18 protein-coding genes are annotated in these 24,840 nt (G+C 73.1%); 8 read left to right on the top strand and 10 right to left on the bottom strand.

All coding sequences use genetic code 11. The features are described 5' to 3' along the window. Positions 1 to 10 precede the first annotated feature (10 nt). The 4 genes from ACIPSJ_RS21520 to ACIPSJ_RS21505 form a co-directional block, all read right to left on the bottom strand. Positions 11 to 1,270, bottom strand: a complete 1,260-nt coding sequence (locus ACIPSJ_RS21520; protein ID WP_355709523.1) for an arsenic transporter — start codon at positions 1,268 to 1,270, stop codon at positions 11 to 13. Positions 1,271 to 1,329: 59 nt separating this feature from the next. Beyond that, positions 1,330 to 2,574 carry a hypothetical protein gene (locus tag ACIPSJ_RS21515; RefSeq protein WP_365694983.1) on the bottom strand — a complete coding sequence of 415 codons (1,245 nt, stop codon included), beginning with the start codon at positions 2,572 to 2,574 and terminating at the stop codon, positions 1,330 to 1,332. A 192-nt stretch (positions 2,575 to 2,766) separates the two neighbouring features. Beyond that, complete coding sequence (locus tag ACIPSJ_RS21510) at positions 2,767 to 3,474, bottom strand: DUF4232 domain-containing protein (protein WP_401347782.1); 708 nt, start codon at positions 3,472 to 3,474, stop codon at positions 2,767 to 2,769. A 125-nt stretch (positions 3,475 to 3,599) separates the two neighbouring features. Beyond that, positions 3,600 to 5,000, bottom strand: a complete 1,401-nt coding sequence (locus ACIPSJ_RS21505) for a serine/threonine-protein kinase (protein WP_359225060.1) — start codon at positions 4,998 to 5,000, stop codon at positions 3,600 to 3,602. Between the two features lie 46 nt (positions 5,001 to 5,046). On the opposite strand from ACIPSJ_RS21505, the gene ACIPSJ_RS21500 reads away from it, so the two are divergent. The 3 genes from ACIPSJ_RS21500 (at position 5,047) to helR (ending at position 9,552) form a co-directional block, all read left to right on the top strand. Next, complete coding sequence (locus tag ACIPSJ_RS21500; protein WP_355709403.1) at positions 5,047 to 5,595, top strand: sigma-70 family RNA polymerase sigma factor; 549 nt, start codon at positions 5,047 to 5,049, stop codon at positions 5,593 to 5,595. Between the two features lie 171 nt (positions 5,596 to 5,766). Beyond that, the gene (locus ACIPSJ_RS21495) at positions 5,767 to 6,969 is read left to right on the top strand and encodes a glycosyltransferase (protein ID WP_401347780.1); all 1,203 of its coding nucleotides are present in this window, start codon (positions 5,767 to 5,769) and stop codon (positions 6,967 to 6,969) included. Positions 6,970 to 7,380: 411 nt separating this feature from the next. Next, positions 7,381 to 9,552, top strand: a complete 2,172-nt coding sequence (gene helR / locus ACIPSJ_RS21490) for an RNA polymerase recycling motor ATPase HelR (protein ID WP_401347778.1) — start codon at positions 7,381 to 7,383, stop codon at positions 9,550 to 9,552. Positions 9,553 to 9,613: 61 nt separating this feature from the next. Here helR and ACIPSJ_RS21485 read toward each other — a convergent pair whose 3' ends face one another. After that, positions 9,614 to 11,992: a SpoIIE family protein phosphatase gene (locus ACIPSJ_RS21485; RefSeq protein ID WP_359225071.1), complete on the bottom strand. Its 2,379-nt coding sequence runs from the start codon at positions 11,990 to 11,992 to the stop codon at positions 9,614 to 9,616. Positions 11,993 to 12,265: 273 nt separating this feature from the next. On the opposite strand from ACIPSJ_RS21485, the gene ACIPSJ_RS21480 reads away from it, so the two are divergent. Both ACIPSJ_RS21480 and ACIPSJ_RS21475 read left to right on the top strand, forming a co-directional pair. Next, positions 12,266 to 15,367, top strand: coding sequence for a glycoside hydrolase family 2 TIM barrel-domain containing protein (locus tag ACIPSJ_RS21480; protein WP_401347776.1), 3,102 nt, complete (start codon positions 12,266 to 12,268; stop codon positions 15,365 to 15,367). A 189-nt stretch (positions 15,368 to 15,556) separates the two neighbouring features. Then, positions 15,557 to 17,803 carry a glycoside hydrolase family 9 protein gene (locus tag ACIPSJ_RS21475; protein ID WP_401347775.1) on the top strand — a complete coding sequence of 749 codons (2,247 nt, stop codon included), beginning with the start codon at positions 15,557 to 15,559 and terminating at the stop codon, positions 17,801 to 17,803. Here ACIPSJ_RS21475 and ACIPSJ_RS21470 read toward each other — a convergent pair. Both ACIPSJ_RS21470 and ACIPSJ_RS21465 read right to left on the bottom strand, forming a co-directional pair. After that, entirely contained in the window at positions 17,800 to 18,522 is a 723-nt protein-coding gene (locus ACIPSJ_RS21470; RefSeq protein ID WP_359225139.1) for a 2OG-Fe(II) oxygenase, read from the bottom strand. The two genes, ACIPSJ_RS21475 and ACIPSJ_RS21470, sit on opposite strands and share 4 nt — an antisense overlap. Positions 18,523 to 18,565: 43 nt before the next feature. After that, on the bottom strand, positions 18,566 to 19,054 hold the full coding sequence (locus ACIPSJ_RS21465; RefSeq protein ID WP_401347774.1) for a methylated-DNA--[protein]-cysteine S-methyltransferase: 489 nt from the start codon (positions 19,052 to 19,054) through the stop codon (positions 18,566 to 18,568). A 168-nt stretch (positions 19,055 to 19,222) separates the two neighbouring features. Between ACIPSJ_RS21465 and ACIPSJ_RS21460 the strand changes: the two genes are divergently transcribed. The 3 genes from ACIPSJ_RS21460 (at position 19,223) to ACIPSJ_RS21450 (ending at position 21,939) form a co-directional block, all read left to right on the top strand. Continuing rightward, on the top strand, positions 19,223 to 19,462 hold the full coding sequence (locus ACIPSJ_RS21460; protein ID WP_355709416.1) for a hypothetical protein: 240 nt from the start codon (positions 19,223 to 19,225) through the stop codon (positions 19,460 to 19,462). A 3-nt stretch (positions 19,463 to 19,465) separates the two neighbouring features. Beyond that, positions 19,466 to 19,843, top strand: coding sequence for a toxin Doc (locus ACIPSJ_RS21455; RefSeq protein WP_359225082.1), 378 nt, complete (start codon positions 19,466 to 19,468; stop codon positions 19,841 to 19,843). 464 nt (positions 19,844 to 20,307) lie between these two features. After that, positions 20,308 to 21,939 (top strand): RICIN domain-containing protein, encoded by a 1,632-nt coding sequence (locus ACIPSJ_RS21450; RefSeq protein ID WP_401347771.1) that lies wholly within the window; start codon positions 20,308 to 20,310, stop codon positions 21,937 to 21,939. Here the strand turns inward: ACIPSJ_RS21450 and ACIPSJ_RS21445 are convergent. The 3 genes from ACIPSJ_RS21445 to ACIPSJ_RS21435 form a co-directional block, all read right to left on the bottom strand. Next, positions 21,936 to 22,931: a 2-hydroxyacid dehydrogenase gene (locus tag ACIPSJ_RS21445; protein ID WP_401347769.1), complete on the bottom strand. Its 996-nt coding sequence runs from the start codon at positions 22,929 to 22,931 to the stop codon at positions 21,936 to 21,938. The two genes, ACIPSJ_RS21450 and ACIPSJ_RS21445, sit on opposite strands and share 4 nt — an antisense overlap. Further along, positions 22,928 to 24,097, bottom strand: coding sequence for a lactate 2-monooxygenase (locus ACIPSJ_RS21440; RefSeq protein WP_401347768.1), 1,170 nt, complete (start codon positions 24,095 to 24,097; stop codon positions 22,928 to 22,930). Before ACIPSJ_RS21440 ends, ACIPSJ_RS21445 begins: the two co-directional genes overlap by 4 nt. Positions 24,098 to 24,221: 124 nt before the next feature. Continuing rightward, a complete protein-coding gene (locus ACIPSJ_RS21435) occupies positions 24,222 to 24,752 on the bottom strand; it encodes a hypothetical protein (protein WP_401347765.1) in 531 nt (176 codons plus the stop codon). Positions 24,753 to 24,840: the final 88 nt, after the last annotated feature.

Genomic DNA, 24,840 nt, shown 5'->3' with positions numbered 1-24,840 from the left:
GGCCTCCCGTCTAGATCCCGACCACCTGGAGTGCCCCCCACAGTGCCACCACCGCGCCGCACAGCGCGGTCGGCACGGCGAGAAGCCCCAGCCGGGTGAACTCGCCGAGGTCCACACCGTGGTCGTGCTGGTGCACGATCCTGCGCCACAGCAGCGTCGCGAGGGAACCGGCGTAGGTGAGGTTCGGGCCGATGTTCACCCCGAGCAGCACGGCCAGCACCGCGCCGGGACCGGCCGGCGCGGCCAGCGGCAGCAGCACCAGCACCGCCGGCAGGTTGTTGACGATGTTCGCCAGTACGGCGGCGAGCGCGGCGATCCCCAGCAGCGCCGGCAGGCCGGTCCCGCCCGGCAGCACCTTCCCGAGCGCGTCGGCGAGCCCGTTGTCCACGACCGCCCGCACCACGATCCCCAGCGCGAGCACGAACGCCAGGAACGCGGGCGCGGCCGCCTTCACGACCGACAGCGCGGTCGCCTGCCGCCGCACCAGCGCCCGCCCGGCCATGACCAGCGCCCCCGCGCAGGCGGCCCACGCCGGATCGATCCCGACCGCCGAGGTGAGCACGAACCCGGCCAGCGTGCAGCCCACCGTGACCAGGGCGAACAGCGGCAGCTCGGGCGGCTCGCCGGTGTCCTGCGCGCCCGGGGCCGCCGAGGACAGGTCCCGGGCGAAGAACCGCCGGAACACCAGGTACTCGGCGCCGATCGCCACCAGCCAGGGCAGCACCATCAGCGCGGCGAACCGGGTGAAGCTCAGCCCGCTCGCCGCGAACGCCAGCAGGTTCGTCAGATTGGACACCGGCAGCAGCAGCGAGGCGGTGTTCGACAGATGCGTGCAGGCGTAGACGTGCGGCTTCGCCCGCACCCCGGACCGGGCCGCCGTCGCGAACACCACCGGCGTCAGCAGCACCACCGTGGCGTCCAGGCTCAGTACGGCCGTGATCACCGAGGCCAGCGCGAACACCGCGGTCAGCAGCCGCACCGGCCGCCCGCCCGACCAGCGGGCCATCCACGCCCCGCAGGCCTGGAACAGCCCCTCCACGTCGCAGAAGTGGGCGAGCACCAGGACGGCGGCGAGGAAGCCGACCACCGGTCCGAGCTGTTCGGCCTCGGCCCGGGCGTGGTCGAGGGAGATCGCGCCGGTGGCGATCACCACCCCCGCCGCCGGCACGGCCAGCACCGCCTCCGGCCAGCCGCGCGGCCGGATGACGGCCCAGGCGAGCACGGCGGCGAGCAGGAGGACGGACAGGGTTTCGGCGAGCGGGGTGTTCAGGGCGCGTTCCTCAGAGGCGTGATCAAATGCGGTCCGCCCATGAAAGCAGACCGTCGTGGCTACGAGGCCGGGGTACCCGCCGCGCCGAGGAACTCTCCCCAGCCGCCCGCCGGCTCCTGCCCGGGGTTCAGCGTACGCAGGGTGCGCAGCACCGCCGGGTCCTGCGCCTCCAGCCACGCCACCAGCTGCTTGAAGGACACGAAGCGCACGTCGTCGTGCTCCGCCATCTTGCCGATCGCCTCCTCGACGGCGTCCATGTAGATGCCGCCGTTCCAGCGCTCGAAGTGGTTGCCGATGAAGAACGGCGCCCGGTTGGTGGAGTACGCCCGCTCGAAGCCGGCCAGGTAGCTGTCCCGGGCCTGGGTGCGCCAGGCGTCGTACTGGGTCTTGTCGCCCAGCGGATTGCCGGCCGACTGGTTGTACATCATGTTGTAGTCCATCGACAGGACCTGGAAGGAGTGCCCGGGGAAGGGTATGGACTGGAGGGGGAAGTCCCAGATGCGGTTGCCCTGCACCTTGCCGGGCCAGATCTGCAGGCCGCCGGGGGAGGAGGCGTCGTACTTCCAGCCGAGCGCGGCGGCGGTGGGCAGCAGGTTGGCCTGGCCCTCCAGGCACGGGGTGCGGCCGCCGATCAGCTCCTTGCGGTAGTCGAAGGGCAGCGGCTCCAGGTCGGTGAAGCCGGTGTTCGTCTTCCACCGGGTGACGAAGTCCATGGCCTGGTCGATCTCGCTGCGCCACTCGGCGGGGGACCAGTTGCGCACGCCGTCGCTGCCGCAGAAGTGGCCGTTGAAGTGGGTGCCTATCTCGTGGCCCTCCAGCCAGGCGGCGCGCACCTGCTGGAGCGTGGCGTGGATGTGCCGGTCGGAGAGGTAGCCGATCGCCGAGGCGCCGACCTGGTGCTGCGGCGGGTGGTAGAGGTCCTTCTTGGACTCGGGCAGCGTGTAGATGCCGGACAGGAAGAACGTCATCTTCGCGCCGTGGTCGGCGGCCACCTTGCGGAAGCGGGAGAACAGCTGGTTGCTGAGCTCGCCCGCGCCGTCCCAGGAGAACACCACGAACTGCGGCGGCTTGCTGCCGGGCGCCATCCGGGCCGCCTTCGGCTGGTGCGGCTGCGCGCCGGTGTCCGCGGTGGAGCCGTCGCCGATCAGCTTCAGCGGCTTGGCCGGTACGGCGCTGCCCTTGCCGCCGTCGGCCGAACTGCCGCCGCCCAGCGTCAAGCTGCCGTGGGAGCACGCGGAGAGGGCGCCCAGGGCCCCCGCCGCCGCGCCCGCCGTCAGCACCCGCCTGCGAGAGATACCGCTCATGTCCGTCCCCGATTCCGTCGTCCCGGCCCCTCGCGGAGCCTTCCTGTTGCGTGGTCGACGGGTTCGATGCCGGGTCCGGCGGAAAAGATCGGGGCCGGCGGCGCGTGTTGCACGTCTGTGACAGTTGTGCTCCGGACATGAAGAACCCCGCTGCCCGGGGGAGTCGGCAGCGGGGTTCGGTTCGGGGCGGGATCAGGCGCCGGTACCGGCGCTGAACACGGTCAGCCGCACCGAGGAGGCGTTCCCGGACACCGGGACCGCGCCGCCCGTCCAGGTGACCTTCAGCGAGTCCCGCTCGTCCGGCGGGGTCACCAGCAGGGCGGCCGGGGTCGCGGTCTTGGCGCCGCTGATCTCCGGGTTGGAGAAGGTCAGCCCCGCCCAGGCGCTCTGGCCCGGCTTGAGGGTGACCGTCCCGGCGGTGCCGCCGGACTCGCGCTTGGGGTCGGGACCGAGCTGGGTGCCGGAGGAGTCCACGAAGGCGGCGCCCGGGTAGCCGCGCACGGTGCAGGTGGCGCCCGACTTGTTGGTGAGCACGATCGGGAAGTTCTCCTGACCGGCCCCCGGGTTGTTGCCGCCCACCGAGGCGGTCAGCTCCGAGGTGTGGCAGCGACTGCCCGCCGCGGCGGCCGTCGTCGAGGTGGAACCGGTCGTCGAGGCGCCGCCCGTCGTGGCGCCGCCGGTCCCCGACGCAGGGGAGGAGTCGGTGCCGGACGGGACGGAAGCCGTGCCGGAGGTGTCGGTACTCGCCGAGTTGCCGGTCGCGGGCGCGGCCGTGCCCGACACCGACTCCGGGGACTTGCCCTGACCGCCGTCGCCGCAGGCGGTCAGGAGGCCCAGGGCGGCGACCGTGCTCACGAGCAGGGCCGCCCCGCGCCGCAAGGACTGGGACGTGTGCGCCATGTCTCTCCACACTCCTGATGTCAGGGCACGCCCGCGGGGCGTGCCCGAGGCGCTCCGTGCGCCGTCACCCTCATCCGATGCGATGAACAGCGGAAAAGTTCGCGGACGCGCCGAAATTCATCGGGTCAGGTGACCCGAAGGGACCGGAGTATGCCGTCCGTGACCGCCTTGTCGACGGCACCCTTCTGCCGTACCTGCGCGTACACCTGCGGTTGGCCGTCCCCGCCGGCCGGGGTCAGGGCCGCCTCCTGGATCGAGCCGCCCGCGCCGGAACAGTCGCTCCAGGTGCGGATCCGGCCCTTCCAGTCGTCACTCGTGAACGCGCGGCTGCCGTCGTAGTGGCATCCCGAGTGGGACAGGGCGTTCACCTCGGCGGTGACGTCGCCGTGCTCGCTCACCCCGATGAACACGCCGTTCACCGCGGCCGTCAGGTCCTGCCACTCGGACACGTCGTCGGCGACCTCGAGACCGGGCTCGTGCCCGGACGCCAGCCCCAGCGCCTTCGGGTTCCAGCCGGAGTTCCGCAGCTCGCCCGCCCACCCGGACGGCACCCGTGCCACCACCCGCCCGGTGGAGTCGGCGACCCGGGTCCCGTCGGCCGTCGCCGATCCGTTCCGGTCGACCAGCGTGACCGCGAGGGCCGTGCCGCCGGCCGCCAGGACCGCGGCGACCGTCAGCGTGACCACGTTGAGCCGCCTGCGGACCCGGTCCAGGCGCCGCGGCCGGCGCGCCGCCGTGACCGCGGCCAGCCGGTCCAGCTCGTCCGCGAAGGCCTGCGCGGACGGCCAGCGCCGCTGCCGGTCCGGCTCCAGGGCCCGCAGCAGCGCCCGCTGCACATCGTCCCCGAGGTCGGGGCGCAGCCGCTCCGGCCGGACGATCTCCCCGGGTGCCCCCGGCACCGTCCCGGTCACCAGCTCGTAGCCCACCGCGCCCAGCGCGTACACGTCGGCCCGGGCGTCGATGCCCTCACCCGGCCGGGCCTGCTCCGGCGGCTGGTACCCCGCCGAACCGGCCGCCAGCGTCAGCCCCGACGCCTGCGCCAGGCTCTTCGCCAGCCCCAGGTCGGCCAGCAGCACCCGCCGGGTGCCGTCCTGCGCGGTGCGCAGCAGCACATTGGTCGGCTTGATGTCCCGGTGCACGATCCCCGCCCCGTGCAGGTCCGCCGCGCCGCGCGCCGCCAGCGCGGTCAGCCGCAGCGCGTCCACAACCGGCAGCGGACCGCCGGCCAGCACATCGGCGAGGGTGCCCGCGTCGGCGTACTCCATCACGAAGTACGGCCGCCCGTCCGGGAGTTCGCCGATGTCGTAGACCTGCACCACCCGCTTCGAGTCGGCCCGCCGCAGCAGCTTCGCCTCGGACAGGAACCGGTCGTGGATGTCGAGCCGGTGGGACCAGTTGTCGGCGAGCACCTTCACCGCGACCGGGGCGTCCAGCTGGTCGTCATGGGCGAGCCAGACCGTTCCGAAGGCGCCGGTGCCCAGGCGCCGTTCGAGGCGATAGCGGCCGATCCGCTCAAGGGGTTGCATACGACTATCATGCCTGGCCTGAGATCGACTTCGAGGGGGACCTCCCGTGCCGGACGCCGCGCTGACCGAAGACCTCGCCCGGCGGGCCGCCGCCGGCGATCAGGTGGCCCTCAACCAGCTCCTGTCCGAGGTGTGGCCCGACGTCGTACGGCGCTGCGGCCGGTTCCTGCCGTGCCGGGAGGACGCCGAGGAAGCGGCCCAGGACGTGCTCCTCCAGGTCTCGCGGAAGATCTCCACCTTCGAGGGCCGCAGCCGCTTCAGCACCTGGCTCTACACGGTCGTCGCCAACTGCTCCCGGCAGAAGTACCGGGACCTGAAGCGGCGGGCGGCCGAGCAGCCGGCCACCATCGAACCCGCCGAGCACGTCGACCCCCGGACCACCAGTGTGATCGCGGGCTCCCGGATCGACCTGCTGGAGGCGCTGGACCGCCTGGAGCGGGAGCACCCGCAGCTGGTCGCGCCGCTGGTCTACCGGGACATCTGCCAGCTGGACTACGCCGAGGTCGCCGAGCGGGTGGGGATTCCGCTGGGGACGCTGAAGTCCCGGCTGCACGAGGCCCGCAAGCAGGTCCGGCCCTGGCTGAGCGCGCCGTAGAAACACGGACGGCCGCGCGTCCGCGGCCCGGGAAACACATGAGGCAAGGAGTTCGTCCACTCCTTGCCACTCTCAACTTATAGCGCACTGGGGGGCTTGCGGCAAGGCCCCCCTCGTCCCGCAGAATCGCAGGCCGAAGCCAGGAACCGCGGTATTTGGGGGATGTGCCACATGCGTGTGCTGTTGATGGGATACGGGTCGCGCGGGGACGTCGAACCGCTGGCCGGACTCGCGCGGGTGCTGCGGGAACGCGGCGCCGAGGTACGGGTCTGCGCCCCGCCCGACGAGGAGCACGCGGAGCTGCTGGCCCGGGCCGGTGTGGAGCACGTGCCGTTCGGGCCGTCCGTGCGGGCGCTGGTGACCCGGCCGAACCCCTCGCCCGAGGACGCCTTCAAGCTCGCGCCCGAGCTGGTCGCCGCGCACTTCGACACGGTCGCCCCGGCGGCCGAGGGCTGCGACGCGCTGGTGGCGACCGGCCTGATGCCGGCCGGCGCCCGGTCGGTCGCCGAGAAACTCGGCATCCGTTACGTCCCGGCCTTCTTCCATCCGTTCGGACTGCCGTCCTCGCACTTCCCGCCGGCGGGCCGACCGGGCCGCCCCGCCCCGCCCGACGCCGACCTGCGGACACTGTGGAAAGTGGACGCCGAACGGGTGAACGCGCTCTACGGCGAGGCCCTCAACACCCACCGGACCGCGCTCGGCCTCCCCCCGGTGACCAACGTCCGCGACCACGTCCTCACCGGCCGCCCATGGCTCGCGGCCGACCCGGTACTCGCCCCCTGGCAGCACTTGACCGATCTCGACCTCCTGCAGACCGGCGCATGGCTCCTGCCGGACGAACGCCCGCTCCCGGCCGACCTGCTGGCGTTCCTGGAGGCGGGCGCACCACCCGTGTACGTCGGCTTCGGCAGCATGGCGATGCGCGGCGCGCCCGACGCCGCCCGGGTCGCCGTCGAGGCGGTCCGCGCCCAGGGCCGGCGCGTGCTCGTCGGCCGCGGCTGGGCCGACCTCGCCCCGACCGACGACCTCGCCGACTGCTTCGCCATCGGCGAGGTCAACCACCAGGCACTCTTCCCCCGGGTGGCCGCCGTCGTCCACCACGGAGGCGCCGGCACCACGACCACCGCCGCCGTGGCCGGGACCCCCCAGGTGATCGTCCCCCAGATCGTCGACCAGCCCCACTGGGCCACCCGCGTGGCCGACCTCGGCATCGGCGCCGCCCACCCCGGCCCCACCCCCACCCTCGACTCCCTCTCGCCCGCCCTCACCACCGCCCTCACCCCCGAAACCCACACCCGCGCCACCACCGTCGCCGCCACAATCCGCACCGAGGGCGCGACGACCGCCGCCCAACTGCTCCTCGACGGTGCGTGACGCACGGCCCGACGGCCCCTGTGAAGCCCGGTAAGGGCAGCGCCCCACCAGGGGCGCGGGGAACTGCGCGATCAGCCACGACGAGCCCGCACTCCTCCACACACCGCAACCCACTGCGAACCCGGCCCGACGGCCACGGTGAAACCCCGTAAGGGCAGCGCCCCGACAGGGGCGCGGGGCTGTTTCGATTTGCGGCTGCCGCCGCGTGGGCGCGACCAGCCACGACGAGCCCGCACTCCTCCACACACCGCAACCCACTACGAACCCGGCCCGACGGCCACGGTGAAACCCCGTAAGGGCAGCGCCCCGACAGGGGCGCGGGGAACTGCGCGACCAGCCACAACGGGCCCGCACCCCGCCACGCACCGCAACCCACCACGCCCCCCCCGGCCTCCCCACGGAGTTAATGCATTGACCCCCCTCACCACTCACGCCTTCAACCTCCCCGACCGCCTCTCCGCCAAGGCCACCCCCGCCCTGATCGCCGACGACGAGCGGCACTTCGGCGCCATCGCGCGCTGTCTCGACGAGACGATCGCCGAGTTGTCCGACCGCCTCGACGCCGAGCTGAGGGCGCCCGGCGGCACGGGCAGGGCGGCGATGGACCGGGACATCGAGGTGCACCGGCTGACCGGACGGCTGCGCACCCTGCGCCGCTTCGGCCTGGACCTCTGTCTGGGCCGCATGGTCGGCACGGACGACCCCGAGCCCGTGTACGTCGGCCGCCTCGGCCTCACCGACAGCGAGGGCCGCCGGCTGCTGCTCGACTGGCGGTCACCCGCGGCCGAACCCTTCTTCGCCGCGACCCACGCCGACCCGATGGGCCTGCGCAGCCGCCGCCGGTACCGCTGGACGGACGGCCGGATCGGCGACTACTGGGACGAGGTGTTCACCGCCGCCGCTCTGGAGGGGCACGCGGCGCTCGACGACCAGTCCGCCTTCATCGCCAGCCTCGGCGCCGACAGGTCGGAGCGGATGCGCGACGTGCTCGCCACGATCCAGGCCGACCAGGACGCCATCATCCGCGCCGGCTCCCGGGGCGCCCTGGTCGTCGACGGCGGCCCGGGCACCGGCAAGACGGTCGTCGCCCTGCACCGCACCGCCCATCTGCTGTACTCCGACCCCCGCCTGGGTCACCGCCGGGGCGGAGTGCTGTTCGTCGGCCCGCACCGGCCGTACCTGAACTACGTCTCCGACGTCCTGCCCAGCCTCGGAGAGGAGGGCGTGCAGACCTGCGTCCTGCGCGACCTCGTGGACGAGGGGGCCGACGCCGGGCCCGAGGCCGACCCGGAGGTGGCCCGGCTGAAGTCCTCCGCGGAGCTGGTGCGGGCGATCGACACCGCCGTCCGGTTCTACGAGGAGCCGCCCGCCGAGGCCATGACCGTCGGCACCGAATGGGCCACCTTCCGGCTGAACGCCGACGACTGGGCCGACGCGTTCCGGGCCCCTGCGCCGGGCACCCCGCACAACGAGGCCCGGGACCAGATCTGGGACGAGCTGACCGCGATCCTGCTGGACCGGTACGACGGCGACGACGTCACCCCCGAGCAGTTCCGCCGGTCCCTGCTGCGGAACCGGGAGCTGGTCGACGCCCTGCACGGGGCGTGGCCCCTGCTGGAGGCGACCGACCTGGTCGGAGACCTCTGGTCGGTGCCTGCCTATCTGCGGATGTGCGCCCCCTGGCTCGACCGCGACGAGGTCGGCGCGCTGCAGCGCGCGGACGCCCAGGCCTGGACGGTGTCCGACCTGCCGCTCCTGGACGCGGCCCGGCAGCGGCTCGGCGACCCGGAGGCGGCCCGGCGCGGACAGCGCCAGGAGGCCGTCCTCGCCGCCCAGCGCGAGCGGATGGCGCAGGTCGTCGACAACCTGATCGGGGCCGTCGCGGACTCCGGCGCCGACGGGGACGAGGGCGAGGGCCTGGTGCGGATGCTGCGCGGGGCGGACGCCGAGGTCAGCCTGGTCGACGAGTCGGAGCTGGCCACCGTCACCCCGGACCTCCTCGCCGGGCCGTTCGCGCACATCGTCGTCGACGAGGCGCAGGAACTGACCGACGCGGAGTGGCAGATGCTGCTGCAGCGCTGCCCGTCCCGCAGCTTCACCATCGTCGGGGACCGCGCCCAGGCCCGGCACGGGTTCCCCGAGAGCTGGCGGGAGCGGCTGGAGCGGATCGGGCTGGACCGGATCACCCTGGCCTTGCTCACCGTCAACTACCGCACCCCGGAAGAGATCATGGCGGAGGCCGAGCCGGTCATCCGGGCCGTGCTGCCGGACGCCAACGTGCCGACCTCGATCCGCGCCGGCGGCCTGCCCGTCCTGCACGGCCCGGTCGCCGAGCTGGGGTCGTTCCTCGACGGCTGGCTCGCCGCGCACACCGAAGGCATCGCCTGTGTGATCGGTGACCCCGCCTTCGAACCGACGCCCCGGGTCAGCTCGCTCACCCCGGAACTGTCGAAGGGACTCGAATTCGACCTGGTGGTACTCGTGGACCCGCAGGACTTCGGCGAGGGCGTCGAGGGCGGGGTCGACCGGTATGTGGCCATGACCCGGGCGACCCGGCAGCTCGTCGTCCTGACCAGCGGCTAGTACCCGCGGCTGGTACCCGCGGCTGGTACCTGCGGCCGGCACCTGCGGCCGGCACCCGCGGTTAGTCCACCTCGGCGAGGGACAGCTCGGCCCAGATCGTCTTGCCCTCGGGCGTGTGCCGGCTGCCCCAGCGCTGGGTCAGCTGGGCCACCAGCAGCAGGCCGCGGCCGCCCTCGTCCCAGGTCTTGGCCCGGCGCAGGTGCGGGGCGGTGTGGTTGGTGTCGGAGACCTCGCAGATGAGGGTGGTGGTGTCGTGGATCAGCCGGAGCCGGATGGGGTGGGCGCCGTAGCGGATGGCGTTGGTGACCAGCTCGCTGACCACCAGCTCCGCCGTGAAGGCGGCCAGGCTCAGACCCCACTCGTCCAGCTGCACCACGACCTGCTTGCGGATCGGCGCGACCAGCGCGGGGTCGGCGGGGACGTCCCAGGTCGCCACCCGGGACGGCGGCAGGACCCGGGTACGGGCCAGCAGCAGGGCCACGTCGTCGGCCGCGCCGCCGGGCGGCAGCAGGGCGTGCAGGATCCGGTCGCAGGTCTCGTCCAGGGAGTCGCTGTAGGCCGCCAGCGCCTCGTGCAGGAGCCGGCGGGCGGTGTCCGGGTCCCGGTGGCGTGAGTTGACCAGCCCGTCCGTGAACATCGCCAGCACCGAGCCCTCGGGCAGCTCGATCTCGGTGGACTCGAACGGCAGCCCGCCCAGGCCCAGCGGGGGACCGGCGGGCAGGTCCACCTCGTGCAGGCGGTGGCCCGGGCGCAGCAGGACGGGCGGCGGATGGCCGGCGCGGGCCAGGGTGCAGCGCCGGGACACCGGGTCGTAGACCGCGTACAGACAGGTCGCGCCGACCTCGCCCGGGCTGCCCTCGCCGCCGCGTTCCTCCGACAGCCGGACCACCAGGTCGTCGAGGTGGGTGAGCAGCTCGTCCGGGGCCAGGTCGATGTCGGCCAGGGTGCGCACGGCGGTGCGCAGCCGGCCCATGGTGGCCGAGGCCTGCACCCCGTGCCCGACGACGTCCCCGACGACCATGGCGACCCGCAGCCCCGACAGCGGGATCACGTCGAACCAGTCGCCGCCCACCCCGGCCCGGGCCGCCGGCAGATAGCGGGAGGCGGCGTGCAGGGCGGCGGTGCGCGGCAGCGTCCGGGGCAGCAGACTGCGCTGCAGGGCCAGGGCGGTCTCCCGCTCGCGCGAGTAGCGGCGGGCGTTGTCGATGCAGACGGCGGCCCGGGCCGTGATCTCCTCCGCCAGCAGCACGTCGTCCGGGCTGAACGGGTCGATCCGCCGGTGCCGGCTCAGCACCGCGACCCCCAGGGTCACCCCGCGTGCCTGGATCGGCACGGACATCGTGGAGTGGATACCGAACTCGCGCACCCGCTCCGCGCGCGCCGGGTTCCAGCGCACCCACTGCCCGATGTCGGTGGACGGCGTCGAGGCCAGGATGGTCCGCCCCGCGATGAGCGAGTCGGCCTGCGCGGAGGAGGCGGGGTAGACCTCGGTGTGCTCCGGTTTCACCACCGCCTCGGGCACCCCGGGCAGTACGGACTGGTGCGCGATACGGCGCAGGGTGACCGGTGCCGTCAGGCGTCCCGGGAGCTCGCCGCCGTCCTCCGGCGGGTCGAGCAGGTCGACGGTGACGAAGTCGGCGAGCGCGGGCACGCAGACGTCCGCCAGCTCCTGGGCCGTACGGGTGACGTCGAGGGTGGTGCCGATGCGTACGCTCGCCTCGTTGACCAGCTGGAGCCGCTCCCGGGCCAGGTAGTTCTCGGTGAAGTCGTGGGCGGCCAGGCTCACGCCCCGCACCTGCCCCGAGGCGTCGGTGATCGGCGCCATCCGGGCCAGCCAGGCGTGGGCCCGCTCCTCGCCGCCGGTGCGCATGTACGTCTGGACGTCCAGCGGGCGGCCCGAGGTCAGTACCCGGAGCAGGTTCCGCTCCAGTTCCGCGCTCTGCGGCTGGCCGCCGATCTCCGCGATCCGCAGCCCCTGGATCCGCTCCTCGGGCAGCCCGATGACGTCGGCCATCGCGTCGTTCACCCGGCGCAGCCTGAGCTGGTGGTCGTAGACCGCGATGGCGCACGGCGACTGCGTCAGCGCGGCCGTGGCCAGCGGGTCCTGTGGAACGGCCGGGCCGCCGCCGTTCAGCGGCGACACCACCAGCCAGTGGGCGGGCCGCCCGTCCTGGGCCGTGCGGTGGTGCGCCAGCAGCCAGACCGGGAGCGTACGGCCGTCCCGGCGGCGGAGTTCGAGGGTGCCGTCCCAGCGGGAGCCGGCGGGGGTGGGCGGTGCGGTGTCCCCGGCCAGCAGGAGCGCGGCCGGCCGGCCCACGACCTCGTCGGCCGGGTGGCCGAGGAGCCGTCGCGCGCCCTCGTTCCACTCGACCAGCGTGCCGTTCTCGTCGATGACAGCCCGGGCCGTCGCCGCATCGTCGAACGGATAGACCCGGCTCATCTCGCCACTCCCAAGCGCACACTCACCGTCAACAGGTGCACCACTGCTGTTCAGCCTAGTGCGTCCGGCCCTGCTGTGAACGGCAACCTGGGTGCGGCCGATCGGCTGGGACCGCGTCCGGTCCGAAGAGCCGAACGGGAACCGGCCGACGGGACGAAAGGGGTGTCCATACGGTACCGGAGTCTTGACGGGCGCATGTGGCACACCGTCAGAATCTGTTTGTTCACGATCAGTTGTGAGTAGTTCTGGGCCCTGATGAGGGAGAGCCGCACCATGACGGTCACACGCAGATCGGTTCTGGCAGCCGCCACGGCAGCCCCGACGGCCGGCGCCCTGCTGGGCGCCCCGGGCGCCTGGGCGGTCCCGGAGACGGGTACGTCCCCGCAGGTCACCGGCCGCCGCACGGTCGCCCTGCGGGACGGCTGGCGGTTCGCGCTGGTCAACCCGGGCGGGATCACCGACCCGACCGGCGGCTACGCGGACGCCGCCGACCCCGGGTACGACGACTCGGCCTGGCGGCAGGTCGCCGTACCGCACGACTGGAGCATCGAGCAGACCCCCACCACCGACCACGGCACCACCAGCGGCACCGGCTTCTTCCCGGGCGGCCTCGGCTGGTACCGGCTCGCCTTCACCCTGCCGCCCGGCTACGCCGGCAAGCGGATCTCGGTGGAGTTCGACGGCGTCTACATGGACTCGTACGTCTACTGCAACGGCACCCAGGTGGGCCGTCACCCCTACGGCTACACCGGCTTCGCCCTCGACCTCACCGACCTGCTGCACACGGACGGCAGCACCGAGAACGTCCTCGCGGTCAAGGTGCAGAACCAGCTGCCCAGCAGCCGCTGGTACTCGGGCAGCGGCATCTACCGCGAGGCCCGGCTGGTGGTCACCGAGCCCGTGCACGTGGCGCGCTGGGGGACCTACGTCACCACGCCGGACATCACCGCCGAGCGGGCGGTGGTCCGGGTGCGGACGGCCGTCGTCGATGCCTCCGGAGCGGGCGCGGACGTCACGGTCGTCTCCCGGATCGCCGGACCGGACGGCCGCACGGTCGCCCGGACGTCCTCCACGGTCACCGTCAGCGGCTCCGGCGAGACCGCCGAGACCCATGAACTGACCGTCGGCAGACCGAGGTTGTGGGACTTCTCCGACCCGCACCGCTACACCCTGCACACCGAACTCCGCGTCGCCGGCACCACCACCGACACCTGCCGTACGGTCTTCGGCATCCGGACCTACCGCTTCGACCCGGACGAGGGCTTCTCCCTCAACGGCGTCCCCGCCAAGATCAAGGGCGTCGACCTCCACCACGACCAGGGCGCCCTCGGCTCGGCGATCAGCGCCGACGCGGTCCGCCGACAGATGACCGTCATGAAGTCGATGGGCGTCAACGCCTTCCGCACCTCGCACAACCCGCCCTCGCCGCAGATGATCGAGGTCTGCGAGGAACTGGGCATCGTGATGATGGTGGAGGCCTTCGACTGCTGGAGGACCGGCAAGACCAGGTACGACTACGGCCGGTTCTTCGACGAGTGGTGCGAGAGCGACGCCACCGAGATGGTCCTCGCCGCCCGCAACTCGCCCGCCGTGGTCCTGTGGTCCATCGGCAACGAGATCCCCGACTCCACCTCCACCGCGGGCCTCGCCATGGCCGACCGGATCATCGCCGCCATCAGGGCCGCCGACGACACCCGCCCCCTGGTCATCGGCTCCGACAAGTACCGCGGTGTGCCGAAGAAGGGCTCCGCCGCCGACCTGATGCTGGCCAAGCTCGACGGTCTGGGCCTCAACTACAACACCGCCAAGTCCGTGGACGCGCTGCACGCGGCCTACCCGCACCTGTTCCTCTTCGAGTCCGAGTCCTCCTCGGAGACCTCGACCCGCGGCACGTACCAGGAGCCGGAACACCTCAACACGGGCGAGAACCACACCCCCGGCCGCCGCGCCACCTCCTCCTACGACAACAACCTGGCCTCGTGGACGATGAGCGGCGAGTACGGCCACAAGAAGGACCGGGACCGGAAGTGGTTCGCGGGCCAGTTCCTCTGGTCGGGCATCGACTACATCGGCGAGCCGACGCCGTACGACGTCTTCCCGGTCAAGTCGTCCTTCTTCGGCGCGGTCGACACGGCCGGCTTCCCCAAGGACATGTACCACCTCTTCCGCAGCCAGTGGGTGGACGAGCCGATGGTGCACCTGGTGCCGATGACCTGGAACCACGAGGAGGGGGACACCGTCGAGGTGTGGGCCTACGCCAACGTGCCCTCCGTCGAGCTGTTCCTCGACGGAAAGTCGCTGGGCACCAGGGAGTTCGACACCAAGACGACCACCGACGGCCGCACCTATCTGGAGACCACCGAGGCCACCGGCGACGACAAGACCTTCACCACCGGCCCCTACCCCGGCAGCTACACCAGCCCCAACGGCAGCGCGGGCAAGCTCCACCTGACCTGGAAAGTTCCGTACCGGCCCGGTGAGTTGAAGGCGGTGGCCCGGCGGGACGGCAAGGCGGTCGCCACCGACGTCCTGCGCACCGCGGGCGAACCCCGTGCCGTGCGTCTCACCGCCGACCGCGACTCCCTTGCCGCCGACGGGCGTTCGCTGGTCTTCGTGACCGCCGAGATCGTCGACGCGCACGGCGTGGTGGTGCCCGACGCCGAGCACCTCCTCTCCTTCGCCGTGACCGGCGGCTCGCTCGCCGGGCTCGACAACGGGCGTGAGGAGAGCGCCGAGCGCTACCAGGCGAGCACCCGAACCGCCTTCCACGGCAAGGCACTCGCCATCGTGCGCTCCGGTACGAAGCCGGGCGCCCTCAAGGTGACCGCGCGGGCGGACGGCCTGCGCAAGGACACCGTCACCGTGCACACCACCCGCGCCCGAGCCGTGGCGAGCACTCCCGCCCCGGACTTCGGCCCGGACTACCCGGTCCCGCCGAACCACCCCTACGCGGACGCCGGTTACTCCGGCCGAGAGGACACCCCGCCCGCGGCCATGCTCGACGGCGACCCGGCCACCGGCTGGTCCAACGCCTTCGCCAAGTCGGCCACCGCCCTGTTGCCCGCGTTCGGCGGGGCCCGGGCCGAGGACTGGGTGTCGGTCGACTTCGGGCGCGACCGCACCGTCGACCGGGTCGACGTCTCCTTCACCGTGGACGCGACCCACGCGCTGCCCGCGGCGGTCGAGGTGGCGGTCTGGGACGGCAGGTCCTACCGGCCCGTGGACGGTACGGCGGTGGACTGGGCCACCGCCTCGGACAGCCCGACCGTCATCACGTTCACCCCGGCCCGCGGCTCCCGGATCCGGCTCACCCTGACCAGCGCCCACCCCGGGGAGACCTCGGGAGCGGTGCGGATCAGCCGGCTCGACATCTGACGGCGACCCGAGCGGTCCGAGCGGTCCGAGCGGGGCGGGCGATCCGGGCGGGACGGGCGACGGCCGCCGGTCCCGCCCGGACCGTTGACGCGATGTCATGTCTCGAACAGCATGGCGGACGTCCGCATCTGGGAGCGCTCCCACCGTCGGGGGCGCCACCCGCACCTCCTTCCGCAGAGGAGCCCAGACGTGAAACGACGCAGAACCGCCTTACTGGCCGTCACGGCCCTGCTGGCGGCTGCCTTCACCGCGCTGCCGGCCGCCGAGGCGGGCGCCGACGAGGTCGAGCAGGTCAGGAACGGCACCTTCGACACCACCGGCGACCCCTGGTGGACGAGCGACGTCACCGCCGGACTCGCCGCCGGGCAGCTCTGCTCCGACGTGCCCGGCGGCACCACCAACCCCTGGGACTCCGCCGTCGGCCAGAACGACATCACCCTGGTCAAGGGCGAGTCGTACCGCTTCTCCTTCAAGGCCTCGGGCGTGCCGGAGGGGCACGCGGTGCGGGCGGTCGTCGGGCTGCAGGTCTCGCCGTACGACACCTGGTACGAGGCCGCTCCCGTGCCGGGCGCCGCCGGGGACACCTTCTCGTACACCTTCACCTCGCCCGTCGACACCACCCAGGCCCAGGTCGCCTTCCAGGTCGGCGGCGGCGCGGACCCCTGGCGGTTCTGCCTCGACGACGTCTCGCTGCTGGGCGGGGTGCCGCCGGAGGTGTACACGCCGGACACCGGCCCCCGGGTCCGCGTCAACCAGGTCGCCTACCTCCCGGACGGCCCGAAGAACGCCACCCTCGTCACCGACGCGGCCTCGCGGCTGCCCTGGCGGCTGAACGACGCCGGGGGCAGGACGGTCGCGCACGGCTGGACCGTGCCACGCGGCACCGACGTCTCCTCCGGGCAGCACACGCACTCCATCGACTTCGGCCGCTACCGGGGCCGGGGCGAGGGCTTCACCCTGGTCGCCGACGGGGAGACCAGCCGCCCGTTCGCCATCGGCACGGCCGCCTACGAGCAGCTGCGGCTCGACTCGCTGAAGTACTACTACACCCAGCGCAGCGGCATCGCGATCCGCGACGACCTGCGCCCGGGCTACGCCCGCCCCGCCGGACACCTCGGCACGGCACCGAACCAGGGCGACTCCGCCGTACCCTGCCGACCCGGCCTGTGCGACTACACGCTGGACGTCACGGGCGGCTGGTACGACGCCGGCGACCACGGCAAGTACGTGGTCAACGGCGGTATCTCGGTCTGGGAGCTGCTGAGCACCTACGAACGGTCGCTGTCGGCCCGCACCGGGCACCCCGCGCGGCTCGGCGACGGCAGCCTCGCCCTCCCGGAGAGCGGCAACAAGGTCCCCGACGTGCTCGACGAGGCCCGCTGGGAGCTGGAGTTCCTGCTGAGGATGCAGGTGCCCGACGGACAGCCGCTCGCCGGGATGGCGCACAGCAAGATCCATGACGCCCAGTGGACCGGACTGCCACTGCTGCCCAGCGACGACCCCCAGCCGCGCGAACTGCACGCCCCGACCACCCAGGCGACCCTCAACCTCGCGGCGACGGCCGCGCAGGCCGCCCGTCTCTACCGCCCCTACGACCGCGCCTTCGCCGCCCGGGCCCTCGCCGCCGCCCGCAAGGCCTGGCAGGCGGCGCTCGCCCACCCGGCCGTGTACCCCGACCCGGACGACGGCACCGGCGGCGGCGCCTACCCCGACGACGACGCCACCGACGAGTTCTACTGGGCGGCGGCCGAGCTCTACCTCACCACCGGAGAACGGCAGTTCGCCGACCACGTCCTCCACTCACCCGTCCACACCGCCGACATCTTCGGCGCCCTCGGCTTCGACTGGGGCCGGACGGCGGCCGCCGGGCGGCTGGACCTCGCGACCGTGCCGAGCCGGCTCCCCGGGCGCGCCGCGGTCCGCCGGTCCGTCGTCGAGGCCGCCGACACCTACCTGGCGACGCTCGACTCCCAGCCGTACGGCATGCCCTACGCACCGCCCGGCAACCTCTACGACTGGGGCTCCAACGCCCAGATCCTCAACAACGCGCACGTCATCGCCACCGCCTACGACCTGACCGGCTCCGCGAAGTACCGCGACGGCGCGCTCCAGGGCATGGACTACATCCTGGGCCGCAACGCGCTCAACATCTCGTACGTCACCGGCTATGGCGAGGTGAACTCCCACAACCAGCACAGCCGCTGGTACGCCCACGAGCTCGACCCCGGCCTCCCGAACCCGCCCAGGGGCACCCTCGCGGGCGGCGCCAACTCGTCGATCCAGGACCCCTACGCACAGAGCAAACTCCCCGGCTGCACCGGCCAGTTCTGCTACATCGACGACATCCAGTCCTGGTCCACCAACGAGACGGCCGTCAACTGGAACGCCGCCCTGGCCTGGATGGCGTCCTTCGCGGCGGATCAGGGGCGCGGCTAGGACGCGTCGTGGAAGACCAGTCCCAGGGTGCGGCGGCGGCCGGTACGGACGGTGCTCACCCCGTGCCGCACGGCTCCGGCCGACCAGCCGCGCCGGGTGCGCACGGGGTGGTCGCGGGTGGTGAACACCAGCCCGTGGCCCTGCCGGAGCGGTGTGGCCGTGCCCCGGGACTGGGCGCGCGGGCGCTGTTCGACCATCAGGAACTCGCCGCCCGTGTAGTCCTCGCCGTACGCGTCGAGGCCGATCACCACCTGGAGCGGGAAGACCAGGTCGCCGAAGACGTCCCGGTGCAGGGCGTTCCAGTCGCCGGGGCCGTAGCTCAGCAGGATCTGGGCGGAGCGGTCCTGGCCTGACGCGTGGCAGCGCGCCAGCCACGCCTCCAGGGTGTCGGGCCACGGGGCCGGGCGGTCCAGCCGGGCCGCCCAGTCCCGGGCGATCGGCAGCAGCCGGGGGTACAGCGCGGCGCGCAGCGCGGCCACCGGCCCGGGCAGGTCGTGCGTGAAGTAGCGGTACTCGCCCGAGCCGAACCGGTGCCGGGCCAGGTCCACCGTGGTGCGGAACAGCTCCGGTTGCTCATAGTGGGCGGCCAGTTCGCGGCACTCCTCCGGGCCGAGCAGGGGAGCGGTCGGCGCGCAGCCGTGCTCGTCCAGTTCGGCGGCGAGCGCGGTCCAGTCGGTACCGGCCACCCGGCGGTCGGCCTCGGCGGGCGTGAGGGGCATGGCGGTGCGGATCATGACGGTGTTCCCTTCCTCTCCTCCTTCCTCAGCCGAGCATCGGCTGCAGCGCGCCCTCGTGGGTGAGCAGCCGAACCTTGTTCTCGACCCCGCCCGCGTAGCCGCGCATCGAGCCGTCGGCGCCGATCACCCGGTGGCACGGGCGGATCAGGAGCAGCGGGTTGGCGCCGACCGCCGCCCCCACCGCCCGGATCTCGGCCCGCTCCACGCCCAGCAGGGCGGCCAGTTCGCCGTACGTCGTCGTGGTGCCGTACGGGATGTCGTCCAGCGCCCGCCACAGGCTCTGTTGGAAGTCCGTCCCGTGGGCGGCGCACGGCAGGTCGAAGCGGGTGAGCCGGCCGGCGAAGTAGGCGTCCAGCTGCCGCAGCGCCTCGGTGAAGAGCCGGTCGGCGCGGTCGGCCGGCCTGATCGGCTGTCCGGGGAGCGACAGGGCGGTGAGGACGACACCGCCGGGTGACTCCTCGCCGGTCAGCCGCAGTTCGCCCAGCGGGCTGTCGTACACGGTGGACACGTCCATGGGATCCTCCTCGCTCCTCGATGACGTCGTGAGATCGAGTGTGACGCCGGACCAGCGGGCCGACCGGCGGAAAACGGACGCGGCGCTCGGTTGCCCCAGGTACCTCGCCGGGTCGGTCTTGACCTGCGGATATTTACGGGTAAGTACCCGCGCGGTACCGTGAAGGGCATGCCAGCTCTCAACGTGGAGTTCAGCGACCGCGAGCTAGAGGATCTCCGGCAGATCGCCAAGGAGCGCGGTACGTCCATGAAGGCCCTCGTGCGGGAGGCGGCCGCCGCCGACATCGCCCGGCACCGGGCGCTGCAGGAGGGGGCGGAGGAGTTCCGCCGCTTCTTCGCGGCCCACGCCGCCGAGTTCGCGGCCGCGTTCCCCGACGACGAGCCGCCCACGAAGGGCGAGGCCGCCTGAGTGATGCCGCCGGTCATCCATATCGACGTGCCGTGGCTGCTCCAGCGCCACGAGGAAGTGCTGCCGGACCAGCCCACGGTGAACGACTTCTCCGCGCTGGTGGCCGCCGTCGCCCGGCACCGGGTCGACCCGCCCCGGCTCGGCGTGGACTCCGACCCGGCCTGGCGTGCCGCCGCCCTGCTGCACACCCTCGCCCTGCTCAAGCCGCTGCCCGCGGCCAACGCCCGGTTCGCCTGCGCGACCGCCGTGGCCTACATGTTCGTCAGCGGCGCCGGCATCGACCCGCCGTACGGCGCCCTGGTCGACCTCGCCCGCGACCTGATGAGCGGCAAGGCGGACGTCTACGCCGCGGCGGACCGGCTCCGTTCCTGGCAGCTCTGACCCGCCCGGACGTGCGGGGAAAGCCGCCACCGCCCTCGAAGGCCGCCGGCCGAGGGCGGGAGGAACGGGGCCGGCGGCCTGTTTCGCGCGGAAGAGCCGCCTTTCCGTGCGGGGCCTTGCGAGGAGGGCCGGACATCAGTGGACTCCTCGGGCGGTCGGGCCGGGAGCGTGCGCGCGGGACCGGAGTGTGCGCGCTGTTCACACGGGGTGTGCGGATAGTGAATACGGCCGTGACCGGACAATGGCGGCACCCGACTTTCTGACATTCTGTCAATGCTGTCGATGTTGTACGGGCGCCTTGTTGCTTGTGTGAGACTTGTGCGAGGGTGAATCATCCCCGCGGGGGGAATGGCCGGGGCCTATTCGGCAGTTGGGGAACGAGACCGACACCGTCACGGCGAATTTCCGCTCTCCGCAAGCGCACCGAAAAGGTGCGCACCACACGCACCAAAGGAATCCGCTCAGTGCCCACCCCCCACCCGCCTCGCCCTCCCTATCCGCCGCCGGGCGGTGGTGCGGGGGAGTCCGACGAGTCCCTCGCCGCCCCGCTGCGAGCCGGATCCGACATCGAGGCCTCCCGGTCCGCCGCGCTGCTCATGGCCCGGCACTGGCGTCCCGTGCAGGAGTACGCGGTCGTCTGCCTCGCGGCCTCCGGGCCCGTCTCCCACATGGTCGCGGCCGCGGCCTTCCACCAGGTCCTCGACCGGGTGACCCTCGGCGAGACCGCCGACGCGCTGCGGCCCCGACTGCTGGTCACGGTCCGGGACACGGTCGCCAACTGGTCCGCGGAGGACCGAATAGCGGAGGTTCTCCCCGACCTCGGGAAACCGGCCGGCGGTCGCGGCATGCGCGCCACGAAGCCCATGGCACCGGAAAACCGCGCCCTCGCGGAGCGTTCATTCCTGGGCCTTCCGGCGCTGGCCCAGAGTCTGCTCTGGCACACCGAGGTCGAGGCCGAACCCATAACCGTACCCGCCGGTCTGTTGGGCATGGACACGGCAACCGCATCGGCGGCTCTCGAAGACGCCCGGGAGAAATTCCGCGAGGGCTGTGTCCGCGCCCACCGGGAGCTCGCGCCGTCCACCGAGTGCCGCTACTACAACCGGCTGCTGGACGTTCCGCTTCGTCGCGGCGGCGCCCTGCTGCCCGACGTCCAGGAGCATCTCGCGGAGTGCCCCTACTGCCGGGCCGCCGCCGAACAACTCGGCCTCGTCGAGGGCGGTCTGGGGGTGCTGCTCGTCGAAGCGGTGCTCGGCTGGGGAGCCCGCCGTTACCTCGACTCGCGCCCGGGACGCAAGGGCGCCGAGCCCGACACCCCTCGTACCCGCTCCTCCTCGCGGCGCTCCGGCGGCGGCCGTCGGCGCGCCACCGCCCGGACCCGGATCCTCGCCCGGATCCCGGTGCAGGTGCGCCGCCCGCCCGGCTCCTGGTCCTCCAAGACCCTGCTCACCAGCGTCGGCGTCGCCGGCGCGGGACTGCTGACCTCCGTGCTCGCGGTCAGCGCGCTCTCGGGCGGCGGCGACGGCAGCGACGCCGTCGCGACCGCCGGCCAGATCCCCGGCGACACCGACCCGGACGGGACGCCCACCTCCGGCACGGCCCGGCTGCCCACCGCCGACCACCAGACCCGGCTGCGCAACGAGGCCGCCCAGCTCTGCCTGGACATCAAGGGCGCGCCGCAGGCCGGGGCGAGCGTCGTCCTCGCCGTGTGCTCGACGTCCGGCACCCAGCTGTGGACGTACGAGAGCGACGGCGAGGTGCGCAGCGCGGCCGACCACGACCTGTGCCTGGACTCGCACGCGGACGGCGGGGTGGTCATTCTCGGCACCTGCGCCGCGGCCGACGCCGAGCGCGGTCAGGACGTGCGCTACGACCTGACCGTCCAGGGCGAGTTGCTGCCCCGCTGGGACGACACCCTCGCCCTCGCCACCGCCGGGGTGGACCCCGACGCCGACGTCGTCGTCAAGGTCCGCGACCACTCCAGCGGCCAGCGCTGGCTGACCGACGCGCCGACCCCGTCCCAGAGCACCGGCTCCTTCTCCATCGCCGGGACCGGCGGACCGTCGGCACAGCCGGCGGAACTCTCCGGGAACTAGGGCCGGGCCGGGGCCCCGTTCACGACGTCCCGGGGTGCGCCACCCGCCAGGAAGTCCAGGACGTTCTGGACGGCGGCGAGCGCGATCCGGATCAGGGTCTCCCGGGTGACGCCCCCGACGTGCGGTGACAGGACCACGTGGGGGGCGCGCAGCAACCGCAGGGCCGGGGTGGGCGGTTCGGGGTCGAAGACGTCCAGGCCCGCCCCGGCCAGGGCGCCCTTCTCCAGCGCGTCGGCCAGGGCCTCCTGGTCGATGAGCGCACCCCGGGCCGTGTTGACCACGAACGCGGTCGGCCTCAGGAGGGCGAGGCGCTCGGTGCCGAGGAGGTGGCGGGTCTCGGGGGTGAGGGGGCAGTGCAATGTCACATAGTCCGCGGCGGCCAGCAGCTCCTCCAGCGGAACGTACCGCGCACCCCCGTACCGCTCCTCCGTCTCCTCCGACGCCCGCCGGCGCTGCGTGTACAGGACGGTCATGTCGAAGGCCGCCGCCCGCCGGGCGACCTGCTGCCCGATCTGACCGAGCCCCACGATGCCCAGCGTCTTGCCGGACAGCTCCGTGAGCGAGCGCTGCAGCCGGGGGAGCGCCCAGTCGCCCTCGGCCAAGGCCTGGTGCGCGGGGACCAGTTGCTTGGCCAGGGCCAGCATCAGCGCGAAGGTCTGCTCGGCCACGTTCTGCGCCTCGGCGCCGCTGGAGCCGATCGTGCACACGGACACCCCCTGCGCACGCGCCGCCTCCGTGTCGACGTAGTCGAAGCCGTGGCTCGCGCACTGCACCAGCTCCAGCTCCGGCGCGGCGGCCAGGTGCTCGGCGGTCACCGGGGCGAGCGCGGTGATCACGACCCGCGCCGCCCGCAGCGCCGCCGGATCCTCCCCGGCCGACTCGACGACGGTGACCTTCGCGTCGGCGGGGAACAGGGACGCCATCCCGGCACCGGCCGCCCGGCCGCCGACGTGCGGCGGGATGACGGCGAGGACGTTCTTCGGGGCGGTCACGCGGACTCCTCGATCAGGTCGGACGCGGTGATCGCGGCCGGAGTGGAGTGTCCGGACAGGGCGAGGGTGAGGTCGAACTCGGCGAGCAGCGAGCGGATCACATGGTCCACGCCGGCCTGTCCGTCGAGGCCGAGCCCGTAGACGTACGGCCGCCCCAGCAGGACCGCCTCCGCACCCAGCGCGAGCGCCTTGAACACGTCGTCCCCGGTGCGCACCCCGCTGTCGAACAGCACGGTCAGCCGGTCGCCCACCGCCGCGGCGACCCGCGGCAGCGCGTCGGCCGCGGCCACCGAACCGGCCACCTGCCGGCCGCCGTGGTTGGACACCACGACCCCGTCCATCCCGGCGTCGACGGCGAGTCGGGCGTCGTCCGGGTGCAACACGCCCTTCAGGACGATCGGCCCGTCCCAGTGCTCCCGCAGGAAGGCCAGGTCCGGCCAGGTGTGGCTCGGGTTCCCGAACAGGCCGAGGAAGTGCAGCACGGCCGCGTTGGGATCCTCGTGCACCGGCTTGGCGAGCCCTGCCAGGAACGCCGGGTCGGTGAAGTAGTTGGCGGTGCCCACCCCGTTGAGGAACGGCAGATACGCCTGGTCGAGATCGCGCGGGCGCCAGGACAGCAACGGCGTGTCGAGCGTGACCACCAGCACCGAGAACCCGGCCGCCCGCGCCCGCCCGAGAAAGCTCCTCGTCACCTCGCGGTCCCGGCCCCAGTACAGCTGGAACCACCGCTCGGCGTCCCCCATCGCCTCCGCCACCTGCTCCATCGGCGTGCTGGAGGCGGAGGAGAGGACGAACGGCACGCCGTGCGCGGCGGCGGCCCGGGCGGCGGCGGACTCGGCGTCCGGGTGCATGATCGACAGCACGCCGACGGGCGCCAGCGCCAACGGGGCCGGCAGCGCGCGGCCCAGCACCTCCACCGCCAGGTCCCGCTCCCCGACGTCCCGCAGCATGCGCGGCACGATGCGGCGCCGCTCCAGGGCGGACCGGTTGGCGCGCATCGTGCCGCCGTCGCCGGCGCCGCCCGCCACATAGCCGACCGGGCCAGGCCCGAGCCGCCGCTCGGTCAGCTCCTCCAGGCGGGTCAGATCGGTGGGCAGCCGCGGTACCGCGCCCGTCATCCCGTTGAGATAGATCTCGTACTGGAAGTCCGCCCAGTGCTTGGCCATCCGCCCCGCCTCTCCACGTCGAGTACGCGTCGTGGCGACCATACTCGTCGGTATGTGCGGGGCCGTACACCGCCCTTGGGCGTCGGCTCGCGGCGCTCGCCGCAGGCCGGGGGCCGTCCTGGCCTCAGTCCTCTTCGGCGTCCGGTCCCTGGGCCCGGACCCGCTCGACGTGCTCCAGCGACTCGCGCAGTTCGGCTAGCCAGTCGTCCGTGTGCTTCTGCACCAGCCGTACGCACCAGGCCAGCGCCTCGCTGCGGCTGCGCGCCACGCCCCCGGCGATCAGGGTGTCCAGCACCTGGCGCTCGGGCTGGCGCAGCCGGGTCATGACCGGCGCCGCGACATGCGTGAACAGCGCCCGCCGCCCGTCGCACTCCACGCCCCAGGACACCTTGTGCCCGAACCGGTGCTCGGCCTCCCGGGCCACGGCCATCCGGCTCTCCCGGGTGCGCTCGCGAAACTCCTGGACGCGGCCCTGTACGGCGGCCTGCCGCTCGGCGTCCGACACCCCGTCCGCCAACTTGGGTCCGGGGATCCGCCCGATGACGGTGACCTCCTCGCGGTCGGCCGTCACCTCGACCAGTTCCTCGAAGAGGTCGTCGGGCAACCGGCCGGCGAACCAGCCGCGCAGCTTGTCTCGTTGCTCCTGAGTAATCATGTAATGACGATTACTCCGTTGCAGTCCAAAGGCAAGGGCTTGCCGGGAACTCCGCCCACAGCGGAAGCGGAATGTTTCAGGACGATTA

Source organism: Streptomyces sp. NPDC090088, assembly GCF_044747345.1.
Taxonomy (GTDB): Bacteria; Actinomycetota; Actinomycetes; order Streptomycetales; family Streptomycetaceae; genus Streptomyces.
This window is presented reverse-complemented; position numbering and strand designations above follow the sequence as displayed.